At 43.6% G+C, this 17110-nt stretch carries 20 protein-coding genes; 8 read left to right on the top strand and 12 right to left on the bottom strand.

The annotated features are described in order from the left end of the window. Positions 1-914, bottom strand: a 914-nt coding sequence (locus D7V32_RS15575) for an ATP-dependent nuclease (RefSeq protein WP_147394231.1), incomplete at its 3' end; no start/stop codon positions are given. A 161-nt stretch (positions 915-1075) separates the two neighbouring features. Between D7V32_RS15575 and D7V32_RS15580 the strand changes: the two genes are divergently transcribed. The 3 genes from D7V32_RS15580 (at position 1076) to D7V32_RS15590 (ending at position 2817) form a co-directional block, all read left to right on the top strand. Continuing rightward, positions 1076-1465, top strand: coding sequence for a hypothetical protein (locus D7V32_RS15580; RefSeq protein ID WP_120403746.1), 390 nt, complete (start codon positions 1076-1078; stop codon positions 1463-1465). A gap of 192 nt (positions 1466-1657) precedes the next feature. Then, positions 1658-2170: a hypothetical protein gene (locus tag D7V32_RS15585; protein ID WP_120403747.1), complete on the top strand. Its 513-nt coding sequence runs from the start codon at positions 1658-1660 to the stop codon at positions 2168-2170. Between the two features lie 152 nt (positions 2171-2322). After that, complete coding sequence (locus D7V32_RS15590; RefSeq protein WP_120403748.1) at positions 2323-2817, top strand: hypothetical protein; 495 nt, start codon at positions 2323-2325, stop codon at positions 2815-2817. A gap of 29 nt (positions 2818-2846) precedes the next feature. On the opposite strand, the gene D7V32_RS15595 is transcribed toward D7V32_RS15590, so the two are convergent. From D7V32_RS15595 to D7V32_RS15605, 3 genes are all read right to left on the bottom strand, one after another. Continuing rightward, positions 2847-3800 (bottom strand): 2-hydroxyacid dehydrogenase, encoded by a 954-nt coding sequence (locus D7V32_RS15595; protein WP_120403749.1) that lies wholly within the window; start codon positions 3798-3800, stop codon positions 2847-2849. A 112-nt stretch (positions 3801-3912) separates the two neighbouring features. Continuing rightward, entirely contained in the window at positions 3913-4125 is a 213-nt protein-coding gene (locus D7V32_RS15600; protein ID WP_120403750.1) for a hypothetical protein, read from the bottom strand. A gap of 122 nt (positions 4126-4247) precedes the next feature. Next, complete coding sequence (locus D7V32_RS15605; RefSeq protein WP_120403764.1) at positions 4248-5522, bottom strand: hypothetical protein; 1275 nt, start codon at positions 5520-5522, stop codon at positions 4248-4250. Positions 5523-5643: 121 nt separating this feature from the next. Between D7V32_RS15605 and D7V32_RS15610 the strand changes: the two genes are divergently transcribed. After that, positions 5644-6417 (top strand): class I SAM-dependent methyltransferase, encoded by a 774-nt coding sequence (locus D7V32_RS15610; RefSeq protein WP_120403751.1) that lies wholly within the window; start codon positions 5644-5646, stop codon positions 6415-6417. Positions 6418-6428: 11 nt separating this feature from the next. Beyond that, positions 6429-6989, top strand: coding sequence for a hypothetical protein (locus D7V32_RS15615; RefSeq protein ID WP_120403752.1), 561 nt, complete (start codon positions 6429-6431; stop codon positions 6987-6989). 58 nt (positions 6990-7047) lie between these two features. Here D7V32_RS15615 and D7V32_RS15620 read toward each other — a convergent pair whose 3' ends face one another. From D7V32_RS15620 to D7V32_RS15630, 3 genes are all read right to left on the bottom strand, one after another. Further along, complete coding sequence (locus D7V32_RS15620) at positions 7048-7464, bottom strand: GFA family protein (protein WP_120403765.1); 417 nt, start codon at positions 7462-7464, stop codon at positions 7048-7050. Positions 7465-7534: 70 nt separating this feature from the next. Beyond that, positions 7535-8734 carry a TIGR03862 family flavoprotein gene (locus D7V32_RS15625; protein WP_120403753.1) on the bottom strand — a complete coding sequence of 400 codons (1200 nt, stop codon included), beginning with the start codon at positions 8732-8734 and terminating at the stop codon, positions 7535-7537. Further along, positions 8731-9393: a class I SAM-dependent methyltransferase gene (locus tag D7V32_RS15630; protein ID WP_171407688.1), complete on the bottom strand. Its 663-nt coding sequence runs from the start codon at positions 9391-9393 to the stop codon at positions 8731-8733. Before D7V32_RS15630 ends, D7V32_RS15625 begins: the two co-directional genes overlap by 4 nt. Before the next feature lie 85 nt (positions 9394-9478). Between D7V32_RS15630 and D7V32_RS15635 the strand changes: the two genes are divergently transcribed. Together D7V32_RS15635 and D7V32_RS15640 are read left to right on the top strand one after the other, a co-directional pair. After that, complete coding sequence (locus D7V32_RS15635) at positions 9479-9652, top strand: DNA gyrase inhibitor YacG (RefSeq protein ID WP_120403755.1); 174 nt, start codon at positions 9479-9481, stop codon at positions 9650-9652. Between the two features lie 484 nt (positions 9653-10136). Continuing rightward, positions 10137-10322, top strand: a complete 186-nt coding sequence (locus D7V32_RS15640; RefSeq protein ID WP_120403756.1) for a hypothetical protein — start codon at positions 10137-10139, stop codon at positions 10320-10322. Between the two features lie 23 nt (positions 10323-10345). Here D7V32_RS15640 and D7V32_RS15645 read toward each other — a convergent pair whose 3' ends face one another. From D7V32_RS15645 to D7V32_RS15665, 5 genes are all read right to left on the bottom strand, one after another. Next, complete coding sequence (locus D7V32_RS15645) at positions 10346-10990, bottom strand: MBL fold metallo-hydrolase (RefSeq protein ID WP_120403757.1); 645 nt, start codon at positions 10988-10990, stop codon at positions 10346-10348. Between the two features lie 18 nt (positions 10991-11008). Next, complete coding sequence (hemH, locus tag D7V32_RS15650) at positions 11009-12022, bottom strand: ferrochelatase (RefSeq protein ID WP_120403758.1); 1014 nt, start codon at positions 12020-12022, stop codon at positions 11009-11011. Between the two features lie 64 nt (positions 12023-12086). Then, positions 12087-13115, bottom strand: a complete 1029-nt coding sequence (locus D7V32_RS15655) for a DUF4062 domain-containing protein (RefSeq protein ID WP_120403759.1) — start codon at positions 13113-13115, stop codon at positions 12087-12089. A 130-nt stretch (positions 13116-13245) separates the two neighbouring features. Further along, the gene (murI, locus tag D7V32_RS15660; protein ID WP_120403760.1) at positions 13246-14115 is read right to left on the bottom strand and encodes a glutamate racemase; all 870 of its coding nucleotides are present in this window, start codon (positions 14113-14115) and stop codon (positions 13246-13248) included. Positions 14116-14161: 46 nt separating this feature from the next. Then, positions 14162-14773: a DUF1285 domain-containing protein gene (locus D7V32_RS15665; protein ID WP_120403761.1), complete on the bottom strand. Its 612-nt coding sequence runs from the start codon at positions 14771-14773 to the stop codon at positions 14162-14164. Between the two features lie 192 nt (positions 14774-14965). Here D7V32_RS15665 and D7V32_RS15670 point away from each other — a divergent pair, with 192 nt between their 5' ends. Then, positions 14966-16678 carry an electron transfer flavoprotein-ubiquinone oxidoreductase gene (locus D7V32_RS15670; protein WP_120403762.1) on the top strand — a complete coding sequence of 571 codons (1713 nt, stop codon included), beginning with the start codon at positions 14966-14968 and terminating at the stop codon, positions 16676-16678. Positions 16679-17110 lie beyond the last annotated feature (432 nt).

Below are 17110 nucleotides of genomic sequence, written 5' to 3' on the forward strand. Positions count from 1 at the left end.
TGTGAAAGATGATTTTCGGGTTCTTCAATCAAAATTAAATTTTTATCAGTTTCATGGGAATGATCTAGTGCTAAATTAGTTTTTACAATACACTGCTCACCCTTACCAATTTGATCAAAGGGGATATTATTAAAATTTGTTGTTAATTGATTTTCCCATGAATTATTCGAACTTAAATCCACTGTGATTGATAACTGTTTGTCAGAAACTCTTGCACTAGTTGTAATTTTTGTATTCAACGCCTCAACATTATTATCCTCATTAAAATTTTGTTTTAATTTTCTATATGATTGTGCAAGCCCGATCTGCTCTACCCTACTTAAATTATCTTTAATAATTTTTGACAAGTAAATATCTGAACCATTTTTAATTTTTGCAGTAGATGAATCAATGAGTACTGATTTAACTGGAATTACTCTGCTAATCACTGCATTTCTAGCAAAAGATCGCCATTCAATATTAAAGTATTCAATCGGTAGTGATGTTTGTACTTCACCAGAATTCAATAAACTTTGATATAAATCTGAATATGCATTATCTAATTTAATTTCAAAACGTATCCCTTGAGCTGTAGGATTACTCTCCGAATTCAATGTACCTTCAAATTCGGATAAGTTTTCATTATTTTTAAAATACACTTCTATCAATAATTCAGGCAATTGAGCACTTTTATCTGTTTCAACCAACGCCAAGCATTCTTCAACAACTTCATAATTAAATAAATATTGGTGAAAATCATGTTTCAAATACCGCCCATCCAATATTCCTGATAAACATAAATGTATAGCTTCAAGTATTGTAGATTTACCTGCTTCATTATCTCCAACAAGAATATTTAAACCTTCATTAAATTCTATTATTGTACGATCTTTAAAGCTTTTATAGTTTTGAAGTACCAATTTTTCAATTTTCATCACATCCCCATATAATTTTAAAAAACAAATTGCTATAAGTTAATTTTTGATTATTTTTTATCAGAAATTTTCCTTTTTTTCCATATATTCATCCAGCTATAGTCATCTTCGTCTCAAATCCCTATACTCAAATACAACAACACTCAACAAGAAAGAACCTTATGAAACTAAAAGCACTCATTTTGACTGGTCTTGCGGGTCTTGCACTTAGCGCTTGTACATCTGCCCCAAAAATCCCGCAAATCCAAGCTGGTGCATTACAAGAAGTCTCAAATATTGACGTCTACCCAAATACCACCAACAACAAAGCACAGCTTAACAAGCTGATAGACAAATGCGTGATTGAATTTACAGGCCAGCTGGAAAATGGCAAAGTTGTAGAACAATGGACATTTAAGGGCTTAACACTTATGTCTGCAGGCTCAGCTACTTTTGCCCAAGACGGCACAAGCACAGCAACTGGCTTTGACTTATATGCGCCAGAAGTACAAAAGAACTTCCTTGCGCTGCGCAACCACTTCGTAAAAGAAGCGATTGCGCAATGTGACTAATGCCAATATCTCTTCATCACTCATCTCACTATGAGTGATGAATACCTGCTCTCTTACGTTTCATTATTTAAAACTCTGCAGCAATTTTTAGCTTGCTGTATAAGTTTTGCGACAAAACAACACTTTCCGCAGCGCTTGCTTATAATGCAGTCAAAGATCATTTCAACCTAAGATGTTGAGGTTTACTGCCACATGAAACTATTAAAAACTGCAGTAGGTTTAGCTTTACTGCTGACATCTCCCGTACTGCTGGCTCAAGCAGCCGAAACTGAACAGCAGGCAGCACAGCAAAATCAAAAACTCATTCAGCCTTATGGCAAAAATCCAAACATCTTTCATGTTTGGGCTTATAAAGCCCAAGAAGGTGTCGTTGGCGCAGCAAAAAATGTCGGTGATCTGACAGAACGCGGTGTATCAAAAGTAAAACCCTCTGTAGACCAAGCTTGGGATAACACCAAGAATCTCGCCTCGACTACCGTCCATAAAGTCGATGAAGGCGCAACACAGGCAGCGCAAAATGCCAATACTAAAATTCAGGAAACTAAAGAAGCTCTCGGCGCTAAACCGCAGCAGCCTGTCCCTATTGAACAGCAGTCACTTAGCAGTCCAACGCTGAATAACTCTAACAGCACAAATAGCAGCCAAGCTCCAGCGGCATCATCAGGCAGCTCAACTACAACGGCCTATCCTGTAACAGATTTATAAGTTGCCCCATTAAAAAAAGCCTCTTTAGGCTTTTTTTAATGCAAGTAATTCAACTAAAATGCTGGACAGCGAAACATGCTTCATAATCAAAAATATACGCGCTGCTTCTAAAAAATAATTTTATAAAAACGCATCAACAACTGTGGATCATCATGAAAATACTGACTGGATTTATTTTGGGCCTGCTTTTCGCCTCTGCATTATGGTATTGCCTGCCCCACGTACACCGCTATTTCCCCGATTTACCTGTCCCTAATCTGCAAAAGCCGAGTACTTACTCACATCAGCCTGAAGGCAAAGTTTTACAATCGCTAGACAATATTACAGGTGATGAATTCCGTTCTACGGAAGGTAATGGCGCAGTGCTTTATCAGCTCAAGGGCAAATGCAAGCTGACTCTAAATATCTTTGGTGAATCCTACAAAGAGGAGATCAGTTTTTATCTTCATCAAGGCAAAATCCTGTCTGCATTTGAAACCTCCTACAGCTATCCCAATGGCGGCTTTTATGCAGAAGCTAAAACAGAGGAATCCTTTGAAACACAGCAGCATTATTTGAAAATTATGAATCCCGTGAATCGGCGCACGATGACTCTCTTTGAAGAAATTGCTTCTCAATTTAAGCCGAAGTTCATTAAAGCTTGCTGATAAATAGCCGCTTTAATGAACACGAAAAATCAATTCACTTTACGGATTGGCTGGCCTGCTTTAAAAGCTTCAGTATTTTCGACCATCTGCTGTACAATCCGCTGCCGTGCATCGACACTGCCCCATGCGCTATGCGGCGTAATGATTAAATTTGGAATACTGCTGTCCAGCAGCACATTGCCTGCTTTTGGCGGCTCAATAGTCAGTACATCCGTTGCAGCACCCGCAATTGTTCCTGCTGTTAAAGCTTCAGCCAAAGCGCTCTCATTCACCACGCCGCCGCGTGCGCAGTTAATAACAAAGGCGCTGGCTTTCATTGTTGCAAGCGCTGCAGCATCGATTAAATCACGGGTGTCATCGGTCAGCGGGCAGTGCAGGCTTAAAAAATCCGCTTGCGGCAGCAAATCCGCAAACGCTATACGCTCAGGGCCAGCTGGGCGGTTCGGCAAAGCTGCTATTTGTATATTCATACCAAAAGCACGCGCCAAATTCGCCACTGCTTGCCCCAGCTCGCCATAGCCGACAATACCCAGCGTCTTGCCTGAAAGCTCAATAATTGGATAATCCAGCAAACAGAACTGGCTGGCTTTATTCCATTCGCCCTGCTGCACCGCACGGTCATACTGACGGAACGAAGTCGCTAAGTTCAGCATCAGCATGAGGGTATGCTGTGCAACCGCGGCTGTACCATAGCCCTGACAATTGCATACAGTTACGCCCTGCTTGGCTGCCTGCACTAAATCAATATTATTTGTCCCTGTTGCAGAAATTAAAATCAGCTTCAAATTCGGGCACTGCTGCATGGTTTTCGCATCAATCACCACTTTATTGCTGATGATCACCTCGACATCCTGCACACGTGACAGCAATGTTTCTGAGGCTGTGCTCTCATAAAGCTGCAAATCATCAAAGACCGCTTCTAGCGCACTAAAATCTAAATCATTTTTATCTAAAGATGCGTAGTCTAAATATACGGCCTTCATGCACTTTCCTCGCGTGAACAGATTGAATTCATTAAATGGACTGTTTTGCATTTAATCTAAGTCAGCGTGAATATTCAAGAAAATTACACCGCTGAAAAATGAAAAAACCCGCTTATTTCGCGGGTTTATCTAAATGATTTCGAATCGTGTTTCTGATTTTCAGCGCCACATACAGTGAAAGCGCTGCCAATACGGCAAGCCCCGCAGCAAAGACCATCACAGATGGTTCAGACTGTGCAAGCTGTTCAGTTTCAGCCCGCAGCAGCGGTGAATACAATGCAGAAAGCATAAGAAAAAATACAGCAAGCCTGTGTTTAAACAGCATACTGGCACCCTCTCTAAAATGATCAAATCCTTTGATAAATAGATAATCTTTCAATTTGTCTATTCTTTGATCATAGCGCCCTAAATAAAAATTGCAACCGATGCTTTAGTCCAAACAAATATCTATTCAGCGCCTTCTGGCAAAGGCATAAACTTACTGCTGTCATCCAGCGATTCTATAAAACTGGCTGCGCCAAATTCATCTGTGCTTAAGTGCAGCGACTTGTAGCCTATTGCATAATAATCGGCATGCTTGCGCAGCATCAGCGGCTGCGTTCCCGCAGGCAGCGCATCCTCAGCATGAATCAGTTTCATCACCTGACGGTCATTCATCACCACAATAAAGGCCTGATTATTCCAAAGGATTTCGGCCAGACTATTGCCCTTGGCATATATCGGAATCAAAAATTTATGATTCAGCCCAATGGCACCCGGCGCATAGCTTTCAACCTTCTGGCTAATGACATTAAATACCAAGCCATGCCCAAAAGCATCATACAAAATACTGCGTTTTTCCTGCGGCAGCACCACTTCTATGCCCAGTTTCAGCAAGTCTTGCTGATCGACCTGTTTATTGCTGAACAACTCTCTTAAAATTGCCTGTTTCTGTTTGGCATCAAAAAATTGGCTATCCAGTTTCAGATCATTATTTTTTAAAATTCGCCCCAATGCCATACGGTGACGCGGCAACAAATTTTCAATGACTTTACGGTAGTAAAATTTGCTGTTCTTTTTGACACGGCGCATCTGCTGATAAAAATAGCTGGCATCGAATGGATGACGTAAAAAGTCATGCACCAGCGCAGAGCTGGCTAATACCGCAATCGCATCATGATTAGTATAAGGCAGATGCAGATGCTCCGCATGCGGTAGCAGCGGCTTCAAAAGTTCAATATGGACACGGTCTTCTGCATAGTAGGGATCATAAATCAAAATATATTCCCGCTCAGCAGCAACATCCGCAGCGCCGACCTTCATTGCTTGATTTAAATCAGGCTGATAGAACATGTTATAGCGTTTATCTTCAACATCCGCAGGGTCAATCGAATACTGCGGCACCATAGCAACAACACGCTGCACATTCAGCTGATTTGAGTACTTAATGGCCGCATAGCCGCCCATGGAGCCGCCATAGCCGATACGCTGCGAAAATGGCGCAATCCACGGCTGAATACTGTCCAGCATATTGCGCATAGACTGCTCTGGAAACCATGATTTTTGCTTCGGCATAATGCCGACCACATTAAAGTCATATTTGTGCAATGACTTTTCTGCATTAATGCTGGAACCCTTTGCACGGGTAATCAAATCACCAAAAGAAAAAACCAGCTCATCTGAAGTACCTTTCAGGAAAATGACCCGAATTTGATCATCCTCAAAAATAATCTCTTTTTCCATCATATCCCTGTTTGCAAATCCATTTATAGAAAGCCCTTTACATTCAAACATGCGCTCCCGCACAGCACAGCCTAGGAGTATGCTATTTTATAGCGGAGTTAAGGATTAAAAAGTGCAGAATATGACACAATCACTACATCCTGCCGCAGAAAAAGGATTCTCTGCAGGCGCAGCGCTATATCAAACGGTCCGGCCCAATTATCCTGAAAACATTACTGGCTGGCTGCACAGCGCTTTGAAACTGCCGCCTGATGCGCAGCTGCTCGACTTAGGTACAGGCACAGGTAAATTTCTACCCTATTTAAAAGCGCTCAGCAGCCGCATTATCGCAGCAGACCCTGTCCCAGAAATGCTGAAGCAATTACATCAAGCACATCCGGATATTCAAACAGTGCAAGCGCGCAGCGATCAGCTCCCTTTAGCAGACCAATCTATTCAGGCCGTATTTTGCGCTCAGTCATTTCACTGGTTTGCCAATCGCGAAACCTTAGCTGAACTGCACCGCATTGTACAAGATCATGGCTATTTAGTGCTGGTTTGGAATCAGCGTGATGTCAATGTCAGCTGGGTCAAAGCGCTTGCTGGCCATCTGCTGCCTTTAGAAGGCGATACACCGCGCTATCACAGCGGACTTTGGCGCAAAGCCTTTGAACAGCAAAATTATTTTCAGCTGAAAACGCAAACAGAACTCACCCAGCTGCATCATGGCACAGTCGAACAAGTTGTATCTAAACGCCTGCTTTCGACCAGTTTTATCGCAGCTCTGCCCGAGGCGCAGCAGCAGGCCTTAAAGCTGCAGTTTGAGCAAATCGTACTGCAGCATACCGGCAAACATGCGCAGGACAGCATTGATTTCCCTTATACAACCCATGTTTATGTCTTTCAAAAAATTTAAGCAGGTGGCTTATGCATTCTTCTTTTAAATATCTCTGCTTACCTGCACTGCTGTGCACAGCACTTTTCATACAAGGCTGTGAACGTAAAACAGAAACTGTTCAGCCAGAGCCAGAACAAAGCCAAGATGACAAAATCATGCAGGAGCTTTCATCTGAGCCAGTCAAAGACTTTGCCAAAACTGAATTTGATACAGCGGACATTCAGGCCTTGCTGGACTATGACCAGCGTTTTACCGCAGTCAGTGATGATATGGAAAATGAGCTGATGCAGATGAAAGAGCAAGGCACACTGAGCGATACGTTTGCCGCTGAACGCAAACGCGACAATATCAATTCTGCGCTGAGCATGCTGAAAGAGCTGGATCTAAAAACCGAACAAGGCCGTTATATTCAGGGTTTAATTTATCAATATTGGGACAGCCAAAAAAGCTTGCTTGCTCAAGCGGCATCGGAACCGGCAGAACAGCATGCAGCTGATAAAATTAAGGGCTTAGGCCAATTTTTGCATGCACAGGAACAGCTGGCGCATTGGCAGGCGCAGTATCCAGAACTCAATACTGCAGCCCAATAATACCGCTCAATTTTTCAGTTTTATAAAAAGGGTTCACGTGGAACCCTTTTTATCCCTTTCAGTATTCAGGCCGTTCTGCATACTTCGGCAGAGCATCACAAATCTCATCCCATTCAGCTTTTGATCCCGCAAAAATATGCATCACTGGTTTTTGCGCTAAAGGTGCATCTAAAGTGCCTATCCGCAAACGGTAGAAATCGGGCGTTTCTGTTTTAATGCTGATGATGGGTGAACCGCAGCTGCTGCAAAAACAGCGCTGAGTCGTTTTTGCAGACTGAAACTCTTTCAGCAGCGCCTCACCTTGCACAATTTTAAAATCTGCTTTGCGGATAGGCGCATTCACAGCATATGCTGCGCCATTGGCCTTACGGCAGCGCTGACAGTGGCACTGCAGAATTTCACCAATTTCTCCCTGAATTTCATATTGAATACCGCCGCATAAACAGCTGCCGCGGTACGTTTTTTGTTCTGCCATATACTGCATTCCGTGCATTCTTTGCCCATCAACTTAACACAGCAAGTTCAGCGCAGGAAATAAGCTGCGCTCAAGATCTTTGTAAAAACTGATGCACCCCTTCACCTGCAGCCCGCCCTGTTGCAAAACAAGCCGTCAGCAAATAGCCGCCAGTCGGCGCATCCCAATCCAGCATTTCACCTGCACAAAAAACCGAGGGATGACTATTTAGCTGCAGCTGCTGACTTAAAGCTTCACGTTTCACACCGCCTGCACAGCTGATGGCTTCTTCTATTGGACGGAAACCGCTTAATGTAATGCTCAGCGCCTTAATCTTCGCCGCCAGCGGCTCTGGCTGTGTCCAAAGTGCTTTGGGCACCAACTCACGAATCAGACTGGCTTTGGCAGCATCTAAGCCTGCTTTACGCCAAACATTGCTTAAAGACTGTTTCTTGCTCGGCTGCAGCTTTTGCGCCAGCTGCTGCTGTGTCAGCTCTGGCATCAAATCTAAACACAGCTGCATGGGCTGATCCGCTTTTGCCTGCGCCCGCAGCGCACGTCCCTGCTTATAAACCAGTCCGCTTTCCAAACCATAATGACTAATCACAATATCGCCAACTGTACGCTCTGTATCTCCGGCCCACGCTTCTACACGTTTTAATGGCTGGCCAAATACAGGCTGCATAAACAACGACCATGGAATTTCTACACCGGCATTGCTGGCCTGAAAAGGCTCTACAGCATCTGCTTCCAGCCACTGCTGCCAAGCGCCGTCACTGCCAAGCTGTGACCAAGACACGGCGCCGCAAGCCAATACAATTGCATCAAAAAACTGCTCGCTTTGCGCCATGTTCAGCAAATTTTGCACTTGCAGTTTTTGCGCTTTCAAACTTAAAACCTGATGACGGTAATGAAAATTTACCCCGTCCTGCTGCAAACGCTTCAGCCATGCTCGAAGCAAAGGCGCAGCTTTCATCTCAATAGGAAATACCCGTCCAGACGACCCAATATAAGATTCAATACCTAGACCGGCCATCCACTGCTGAATCCAATTCGCATCCCATTGACGCACCCAAGGTGCAAGCCATTCAGCCTGATCATAACGCGCAATAAAACGTTCAATATTTTCTGCATGCGAAATATTTAAACCCGTCTTACCTGCCATAAGGAACTTGCGGGCAGCTGAAGGTTTTTGTTCATAAACATGCACATCATAATCAAACTGGCTCAGAACTTCCGCAGCCATCAAGCCTGCTGGGCCTGCGCCAATCACAGCTACACGCTTGTTCATTGCGCTTCCGCAGCGCTGTCTTCCGCCTTTAAAGACTTTCCTTGCAAAGGCTGAAAATCATCGAAACGTGTACTGTAACCTGCAGGCTTAGTAATCTTCAGCTGCTGGCACAATTCACCGCGCTCTAAATATTTAATTTCAAAATGAGTCCGTGCAGAATCTGCTGCAATCACTTCTTTAATGAATGGCAATTTCCATACATCAATCAGCTGCTGCTGCGCCTCTGCAATATACTCTGGAATATTGCTGGCCAAAGTAATGCTCCCGCCCTCTTGTAAACGTGACAGCAAAAACTCAAAAAATGGCATATTCAGCCAGCGCTGCGCTGGATTATGCGGCTCAGGATTCGGATACAAAATAAAGAACTGCTGCACTTGCGCAGGAAACAGCGCATGCACCACCCAAGGCAGCGCATCGGCATGGACCGTTTGCAAATTGCTTTGACCTTCAATTAGATGCTGCTTTTGCATCGCCAAAAATTTTTCACGAGTCCGCTCTACAGCAATCAGTTTTGACTGTGGATTTTGCCCGCTGAACAGCAAAGCATGCTTGCCTTTTCCTGCGCCAATTTCGACACATACAGGCAGGTTAGCAATGGCTTGAAAATCTCGGGGCGCATGCATGCGCTGTGCTTGAAATTGACGAATCGGCATAATCAGATCAAACTAATAAAAACCGCACAAGTCTAACAAGTGCAGACGTTTTTGCCTAATCGAATCATCTGTTTTGCATGGAGCATCCCGCATGCCAACTACTCTAAACTGTCCGCGCTGCGGTGAATTGACCCAATGGGAAGATAACCAGTACCGTCCATTTTGCTCTGACCGCTGCAAATTGATTGATCTTGGCGCATGGGCAAATGAAGACTATAAACTGCCCACTCAGGATGCGCCGCAAGCAGAAGGTTCTGAAGAATAGTCTTACACATACACGGGTACAGCAAGGATGCTGTAAGTTCCCGATCACAACAGGACCTTGTGTATAGGGAGTAAGGCTTTGGTTACTGTTGGCCTGCCAAAAGTAAGAACTTGCCTACGCCAATCATTGTCAATTGTATTGAAAAAATAAGATGATAAAACATTCTGAGCCTGAGTTTATAAACACTGAAAATAGATAAATTATTAGAAAAACAATCAGAACTCATGAGCGTAGGCATAAAAAAATCAAATAAATCAACACCAAAGACTTACAGATAACTGATTTAAAAATATTGATCATGAAAAACAATGATTTCTTCTATCATCAATTTATGGGACTGTACTGATCTCTGCGTTCCCCTGATTTAATCGTTTTCTTTTCAGATTATGAAGCAAAATTTCACAGTTGCAGCATATAATTGTTCTGCGGCTTACAAAAATAAAAAAAAATAAACCATGAGTTCTTTTAGGGGGAGTGCTCAACAATGAAAACAAAACTGCTGTTTACAATATTAAGCCTATTGGGCTTATTCAGTTTCGGCTGCCTGCTGCTGGGCATATACCGGACAGATCTTGTGATTATTGCTGCTGGAATAGTGTTTGGGACTGCATCGGCACTGCTGTATTTAGAAGTCAAAAAAATGATGATCAACCCATTTAAAAAAGGCTGAAGCACATGCTTCAGCCTTTTTTATTAACCCGCTTTACTGGCAACAAAAGGATTATGCTGTTTTTCAAAACCAATCGTGCTGATCGGCCCATGCCCTGAAATAAACTGAGTTTCATCCGGCAGGCTGAAGCATTCGCGCTGAATCGAATCCAGCAGCTGCTGATGATTGCCGCGAGGGAAATCTGTACGGCCAATAGAGCCTTTAAACAGCACATCCCCCGTCCAAAGCAGGCCATAGTTTGCATTATAGAACATCACATGACCTGGAGTATGACCCGGCGCAAAGCGCACTTCAAATTCTTCCTCACCCAATTTCAGCACTTCACCGCCTTCCAGCCATGTCGTTACTTCTACTTTTTCAGGGATAGGGAAACCATAACGCGCAGATACGTCCTGAATCATATCCAGCCAAAAAGCATCTTCTTTATGCGGGCCAATGACTGGCACATCCCAAACTTTTTTCAATGCGCCAACTGCACCGGCATGATCCAAATGCCCATGAGTCAGCCACAGCGCTTTTACGTTTAAGCCCAGCGCCTCGACTTCTGCCTGCAGCTTTTCAGGCTCACCGCCAGCATCAATCAAAATTGCATCTTTGCTTTCAGAGTCCCAAAGAATAGAACAGTTTTGCTGGAATGCCGTAACCGGCACAATTTTGACTTGCAGCATTTGGCGGAACCTCAAATATCAGTGGGCTAATGTATGCTTTAAGCCATCAAGATTAGCCTGTAACAAAGCGTTGAGCAATTGCAAATGATCTGCACGGGTATTTAAAGCAGGAATATAGCTATAGCTGCCCCCGCCAGCTTCTGCAAATAATGCAGCATTTTCTACAGCCAGCTCCTCCAATGTTTCCAAGCAATCTGCAGAAAATGCGGGACTCATCACCTGCACTGACTTCACTCCCTGCTCAGCCCATTCTGTTAATAACGCATCCGTATAAGGCTTCACCCATTCCTGCTTGCCAAAACGCGATTGGAAACTGATGGCCCATTGCTCAGCCTTCAGCCCTAACTCCTCTGCCAGCAGCTTTGCTGTTACACGGCAGCGCTCTGCATAAGGGTCGCCTTTATCGGCATACGGCTGCGGAATACCATGAAATGACATCAGCAATTTTTCAGGCTGGCCATGCACCGCTTGATAGTCACGCACACTTTGCGCCAAAGACTGAATAAACAGCGGGTGCTGATAGTAATCACGGATAATAGAAATACCGGGCAGGCTGCGCTGCTGCGGGATCCACTGAGCAAAAGCATCGTATAAAGGCGCTGTTGAAGTTGCTGAATATTGAGGGAACAGCGGAAATAGAATCACATGGTCTGGCTGCTGTTCACTCAGCTGCGCTAAAACCTGCTGCATACCTGGATTGCCATAGGTCATGGCTGGCGCAACCTGTAAATCAAACTCAGGATATTGTGCCGTTAAATGTTTCTGTACAGATGCTGCCTGCTGCAGCAGGATTTCCCGCATAGGTGAATCTTGCCGCCATACAGATGCATAAGCATGCGCGACACGCTTAGGACGGAAAGGCAGAATAAATAAACGCAGGATCAGCTGCCAAATTGGCTTAGGAATTTCAATCACACGCTGATCAGACAGAAATTGCTTCAAAAATGCACGGACTGCAGGCACAGTCGGTGCATCTGGTGTTCCTAAATTCGCTAAGATAACCGTCACTTTTGCTTTAGATGCAGAAGTCATCGCGCAATTCCTATCAGTTGGGACGGTCATACTTTAACAGCTTTAAAATCACTTATTAAATGGATTAATAATTTGATTTAAGTTGAAAAGAACGATCTGCATCTAATAAATTGCTGTCCAGCAGCTTTTGCGCTTTTGGCGTCAGCTGCCAAAGCATCCGCTGACGGTCATCACGGCCAGACTGTACAATCCATTCATTTTGACGCATTTGCATTTTAATACTGTGCAAGGCACGAATATTAATCTGTGCACGTGCCACAGCATGCGCACGCGGCATTTCTACACGCGCATCGCTTAAACCATGTTCATTTAAATATTCATTCATACGCTTCGAAAAATACTCTTCTGGCGTAGGGTTCATAAATGTTGTGCCTAATACAGCAAGCATCTGTGCCCAAGTCAGCTTTTTCTGCACTTTCAGTTCTTTAAAATTGCCGTCCTGATAAGCATGCATACGGTATTCAAATGACAGCACCTCATGCATCGACACTTTAGGCAAAGTCAAAAACGGATCAACTTCACGCTTGCCTGCTTCCGTTTCCAGCTGTGCAACTTTGGCCTTCAAACTGTCAATTTCATCTTGCAGCAGCTGCGTATTCTGCGGACGCACCCAGCCTGCCGCAGGATAGCGCTCCAGCATTTGTGACATATTTAAACGTACCGCCATTTCTAAATCACGCAAACTGCGGTATGTAAAAATCTGATCTACTTCATTTTGCAGCAGCTGACTGAATTCTTTAAATTTTTCGCGCATCTCAGGTTTTGCATCCCGCAGCGCTTCATCACGTGATGCCGGATCTTCGTGCTTAAAGACAATAATCGGTTTTTGCTTGGTTACTGCATAGATATATTCTAAATGCATATACCCAACACCAGAGACCGACTGCTCGCCATACGAACTGCCCAGCAGCATGATCACATAATCACAGTCATCTATCTGGCGGCGGGCAAATGCTGTACTAAGCGGTGTTCTCTGCTCCAATCCCCACGAAAAGAAACCCATGCCTACGAGTGTTTGAGCCAAAATCATTCGCTCAGGCTGCATTTCACTGCCTGAAGTTGAAATAAATACTTGATAACGCTTATCCAGCATTGGTTATCCTCATCCATTTGCACATTACAGCGGCTGCCAATATCATTCAGCCAAAACTGCCCTATGACTACCCCAATCTAAAACAATTATAATTAAATAATTCAAAGACTAAACTTAGTTTATTTAACCGTCAAATAGCAATATTTTTAATATCCCACTTCAGCTCCGGAAAAATCAGGCGGCTGAGAATAGGTTTCAGAGACTGCGCATTCTGGCCACTGACAAAACAGTCAATGCGCAAATCATCCTTTCGCTCTTGTTCAAATAATAACTCATTTTTTATCAAAATTCGGGCTGTTTGTCGCGCAACGGCAGTTCCTGAGTCAATTAATGTCAGTTTTTGCCCAAAAATATACTGAATTGCAGGCTTAAGAAAAGGATAGTGTGTGCATCCCAGCACCAAATAGTCTACACCGCTGTCCACTGCCGGCTGTAAAAGCTGCTGCAATGTCTCTAAACAAGCCTCACTCATCTGCGCGCCAGCTTCCACAAAAGGCACTAAATCCAAACAAGTTACTGCTTGCACTTGCACCTGTGCCGGTTCTGCAAAACGCTGTATGACATCTTTAATCAGCTGGCCGCGGAATGTTGCCGGTGTCGCCAGTACCGCAACCTTTTTGCTTTTACTCTGCAGCACAGCCGGCTTTAATGCCGGCACAAGGCCAATGATTGGAAAACTTTCACCGTAGTGCTCACGTAAATAGTCTAAACTGAAAGCCGAAGCGGTATTGCAGGCCACTACCGCAACTTTACAGCCTTTACGGTATAGCCATTCAATTGCACTCGCAGTCAGTTCACGAATATTTTGATCATCCCGCGGGCCATAAGGCACATGCGCAGTATCGGCATAATAGACTATGCGTTCTTTAGGTAAATATTGCGCAATTTCCTGAGCAATGGATAAACCGCCAATGCCCGAATCAAAGATCCCGATCGGCGCATCCGCACTGGCTTTCGGCATCGGATCATTTAAGGGATAAATGGGGTGTATGGCAGTCATAGCTTCAGGGTCAGAAGTATTTATTCAGATATAGAAATCTTAAACCTCAGGTACCTAATTGCAATAGCAAATTGCCGCTTTTCAGCGTTAATTGCGTGCCGCCCTGATCATTTTCATACAGCTCACCCATGCTGACCAAATGCAAAAATGCGGCCCGCTGAATCAGCGCATTCATGCCAAAACGCATATGTACATAAGGACGCATTTCATCTGCATATTCACGCATAAAAATTTGGTGCGCATCGTCCACAATAATTACATCATCTGTGGTTGATGTCAGCTGTAAATATGTCTGACCATCAATCTCTACTTGATCTACCTGTTGGATAAACAGCGGTTCGTCTTCAACCTCAATTTCAATTTGCTCGACAGGTGTTTTTAAATAAAACTTTCCATCCTCTTTCCAAAGCACGGTAGAAAACAGATTGATCAGTGCCTGACGCTTGATCAATTGACCTTCGTGCCACCACTCACCATTTGCTTTAACCTTTAAATCCATGGCGCCGCAATGCTTTGGATGCCATTGCTCCAAAGGCGGAATTGACTTTTTGTGACCGAACTGTCCATCTTTTAAGTATTGTGCAATTGCCATTAAATTTTTATTATCAGCCTGAGCTGGTTTTTTCGCCGGATAAGAGGAGTTTTCATGATTATTCATATAAGAAGACCTTACTGACGGAAAAATAATATGATTCAGCCAATTGGCTAGAACAAGGTTTAAAACTATACTAGCTCACATTATTAAAGGCACGATAATAAATTTGTGCCTAAGAATTCAGAACACTCATGGCAGCACCGTCATTTAGAGTCAATGACGGTTGCCACCTTCAAACCATATGAGGAGTCCGACATGGAACACATCGAACGTGAATCGATGGAGTTTGACGTAGTCATCGTTGGTGCAGGCCCTGCGGGTCTTTCTGCCGCGATTAAAATCCGTCAACTTGCAATTGAAAATAACCTGAACGATTTGTCCGTTTGTGTCGTGGAAAAAGGCTCCGAAGTCGGTGCACACATTCTATCTGGCGCTGTGCTTGAACCGCGCGCGATGAATGAACTGTTCCCGAACTGGAAAGAAGAAGGCGCGCCTTTAAATGTCCCTGTGACTGAAGACAAAACTTACTTCTTGCTTTCTGATGAAAAATCTCAAGAAATGCCGCATTGGATGGTGCCAAAAACCATGCACAATGATGGCAACTATGTCATTTCATTGGGTAATGTCGTGCGCTGGTTAGGCGCAAAAGCTGAAGAATTAGAAGTATCTATTTTCCCAGGCTTTGCTGCTTCAGAAATTCTTTACCATGAAGACGGTACGGTTAAAGGCATCCAAACTGGCGACATGGGCATTGGTAAGGATGGCGAACCGACGCACAACTTTACCCCTGGCTATGAACTTCATGCGAAATATACATTATTTGCTGAAGGCTGCCGCGGCCACCTAGGCAAACGCCTCATTTCTAAATTTGATTTAGACAAAGACGCTGATCCGCAGCATTACGGTATCGGTATTAAAGAGCTTTGGGAAATTGATCCTGCAAAACATAAAGCAGGCACTGTTATGCACGGTGCTGGCTGGCCTTTAACTGAAACAGGTTCTTCAGGCGGCTGGTGGTTATACCATGCAGAAAACAACCAAGTGACTTTGGGTATGATCGTTGACTTGTCATACACTAATCCGCACATGTACCCATTCATGGAAATGCAGCGCTGGAAAACTCACCCGCTGATTAAACAATTCCTTGAAGGCGGTAAGCGTATTTCTTATGGCGCGCGTGCTGTTGTCAAAGGCGGTTTCAACTCGCTTCCTAAATTCACCTTCCCTGGCGGTTCTTTAATTGGTGATGATGCAGGCTTCCTGAACTTCGCGAAAATTAAAGGCTCTCACACAGCAATGAAATCAGGCATGCTGTGCGGTGAAGCTGTATTTGAAGCGATTGCTGCCGGTGTAGAAAAAGGCGGTGACCTTGCCATTGCACGTGTGACTGAAGGTGAAGATTTCTTCGCGAAAGAATTAACGTCTTATACTGACAAATTCAACAGCAGCTGGTTAAAAGAAGAGCTTTATAACGCGCGTAACTTTGGCCCAGCTATGCATAAGTTCGGTACATTCGGCGGCGGCGCATTCAACTTTATCGATCAAAATATCTTTAAAGTGCCATTTACACTGCATGACTTGCAGCCTGACTACAGCGCACTGAAATCTGTAGAAGCAAACAATGTAAAACCTAACTATCCAAAACCGGATGGCAAGTTAACATTTGACCGCTTATCTTCTGTATTCGTATCGAATACTGTACATGAAGAAAACCAGCCAGCGCATTTAAAACTGACAGATGCTTCTATTCCAGTCAACGTGAACTTGCCTAAATGGGATGAGCCTGCTCAGCGCTACTGCCCTGCTGGTGTTTATGAGATTATGGAAGAAAATGACGGTTCGAAGCGCTTCCAAATTAACGCAGCCAACTGTGTTCACTGTAAGACTTGTGACATCAAAGATCCGTCTCAAAACATTACTTGGGTAACACCTGAGGGTGGCGGTGGTCCTAATTACCCTAACATGTAATGTTAGGGTAATCTTGCGAAGCATTGCTTCTCATATCCGAATATGTAATCTCTTTTGAGATAAAAATAAACCCGCTTAGGCGGGTTTGTTTTTCTTAAATTTCAACACACAACTAGGTAAAAATTTTGAAATAGAAAAAACATAAAATAAATAGAATAAATAAACCTGCAAAAAGATACACAATAAAATTATTTGAAGCACTCTCTTCTTCTAATTCACTAGATTTAATATAAGTAAAAACCACTAGGGCTAATAAAATTAATATTATAAAAAAACTAAAAAAACCACCCATTTATTAAATCCCATACTTTTTATAATAATTTTTTATATCTTTAAATTTAATTAGACACTCCTGTAATCCATGAAAAATTCATTTTCCCACATAGAAGTCAACCATGCCCCCCATTGACAGAAAAAGAGAAGGACTAGAGT

It is taken from the genome of Acinetobacter tianfuensis (assembly GCF_003611465.1).
Taxonomy (GTDB): Bacteria; Pseudomonadota; Gammaproteobacteria; order Pseudomonadales; family Moraxellaceae; genus Acinetobacter; species Acinetobacter tianfuensis.

Bases quoted from the DNA above. Each gene is read 5' to 3' on its own strand.
- D7V32_RS15580 (WP_120403746.1), top strand. From the start codon at position 1,076: ATGAAACTAAAAGCACTCATTTTGACTGGTCTTGCGGGTCTTGCACTT.
- D7V32_RS15585 (WP_120403747.1), top strand. From the start codon at position 1,658: ATGAAACTATTAAAAACTGCAGTAGGTTTAGCTTTACTGCTGACATCT.
- D7V32_RS15590 (WP_120403748.1), top strand. From the start codon at position 2,323: ATGAAAATACTGACTGGATTTATTTTGGGCCTGCTTTTCGCCTCTGCA.
- D7V32_RS15595 (WP_120403749.1), bottom strand. From the start codon at position 3,800: ATGAAGGCCGTATATTTAGACTACGCATCTTTAGATAAAAATGATTTA.
- D7V32_RS15600 (WP_120403750.1), bottom strand. From the start codon at position 4,125: ATGCTGTTTAAACACAGGCTTGCTGTATTTTTTCTTATGCTTTCTGCA.
- D7V32_RS15605 (WP_120403764.1), bottom strand. From the start codon at position 5,522: ATGGAAAAAGAGATTATTTTTGAGGATGATCAAATTCGGGTCATTTTC.
- D7V32_RS15610 (WP_120403751.1), top strand. From the start codon at position 5,644: ATGACACAATCACTACATCCTGCCGCAGAAAAAGGATTCTCTGCAGGC.
- D7V32_RS15615 (WP_120403752.1), top strand. From the start codon at position 6,429: ATGCATTCTTCTTTTAAATATCTCTGCTTACCTGCACTGCTGTGCACA.
- D7V32_RS15620 (WP_120403765.1), bottom strand. From the start codon at position 7,464: ATGGCAGAACAAAAAACGTACCGCGGCAGCTGTTTATGCGGCGGTATT.
- D7V32_RS15625 (WP_120403753.1), bottom strand. From the start codon at position 8,734: ATGAACAAGCGTGTAGCTGTGATTGGCGCAGGCCCAGCAGGCTTGATG.
- D7V32_RS15635 (WP_120403755.1), top strand. From the start codon at position 9,479: ATGCCAACTACTCTAAACTGTCCGCGCTGCGGTGAATTGACCCAATGG.
- D7V32_RS15640 (WP_120403756.1), top strand. From the start codon at position 10,137: ATGAAAACAAAACTGCTGTTTACAATATTAAGCCTATTGGGCTTATTC.
- D7V32_RS15645 (WP_120403757.1), bottom strand. From the start codon at position 10,990: ATGCTGCAAGTCAAAATTGTGCCGGTTACGGCATTCCAGCAAAACTGT.
- hemH (WP_120403758.1), bottom strand. From the start codon at position 12,022: ATGACTTCTGCATCTAAAGCAAAAGTGACGGTTATCTTAGCGAATTTA.
- D7V32_RS15655 (WP_120403759.1), bottom strand. From the start codon at position 13,115: ATGCTGGATAAGCGTTATCAAGTATTTATTTCAACTTCAGGCAGTGAA.
- murI (WP_120403760.1), bottom strand. From the start codon at position 14,115: ATGACTGCCATACACCCCATTTATCCCTTAAATGATCCGATGCCGAAA.
- D7V32_RS15665 (WP_120403761.1), bottom strand. From the start codon at position 14,773: ATGAATAATCATGAAAACTCCTCTTATCCGGCGAAAAAACCAGCTCAG.
- D7V32_RS15670 (WP_120403762.1), top strand. From the start codon at position 14,966: ATGGAACACATCGAACGTGAATCGATGGAGTTTGACGTAGTCATCGTT.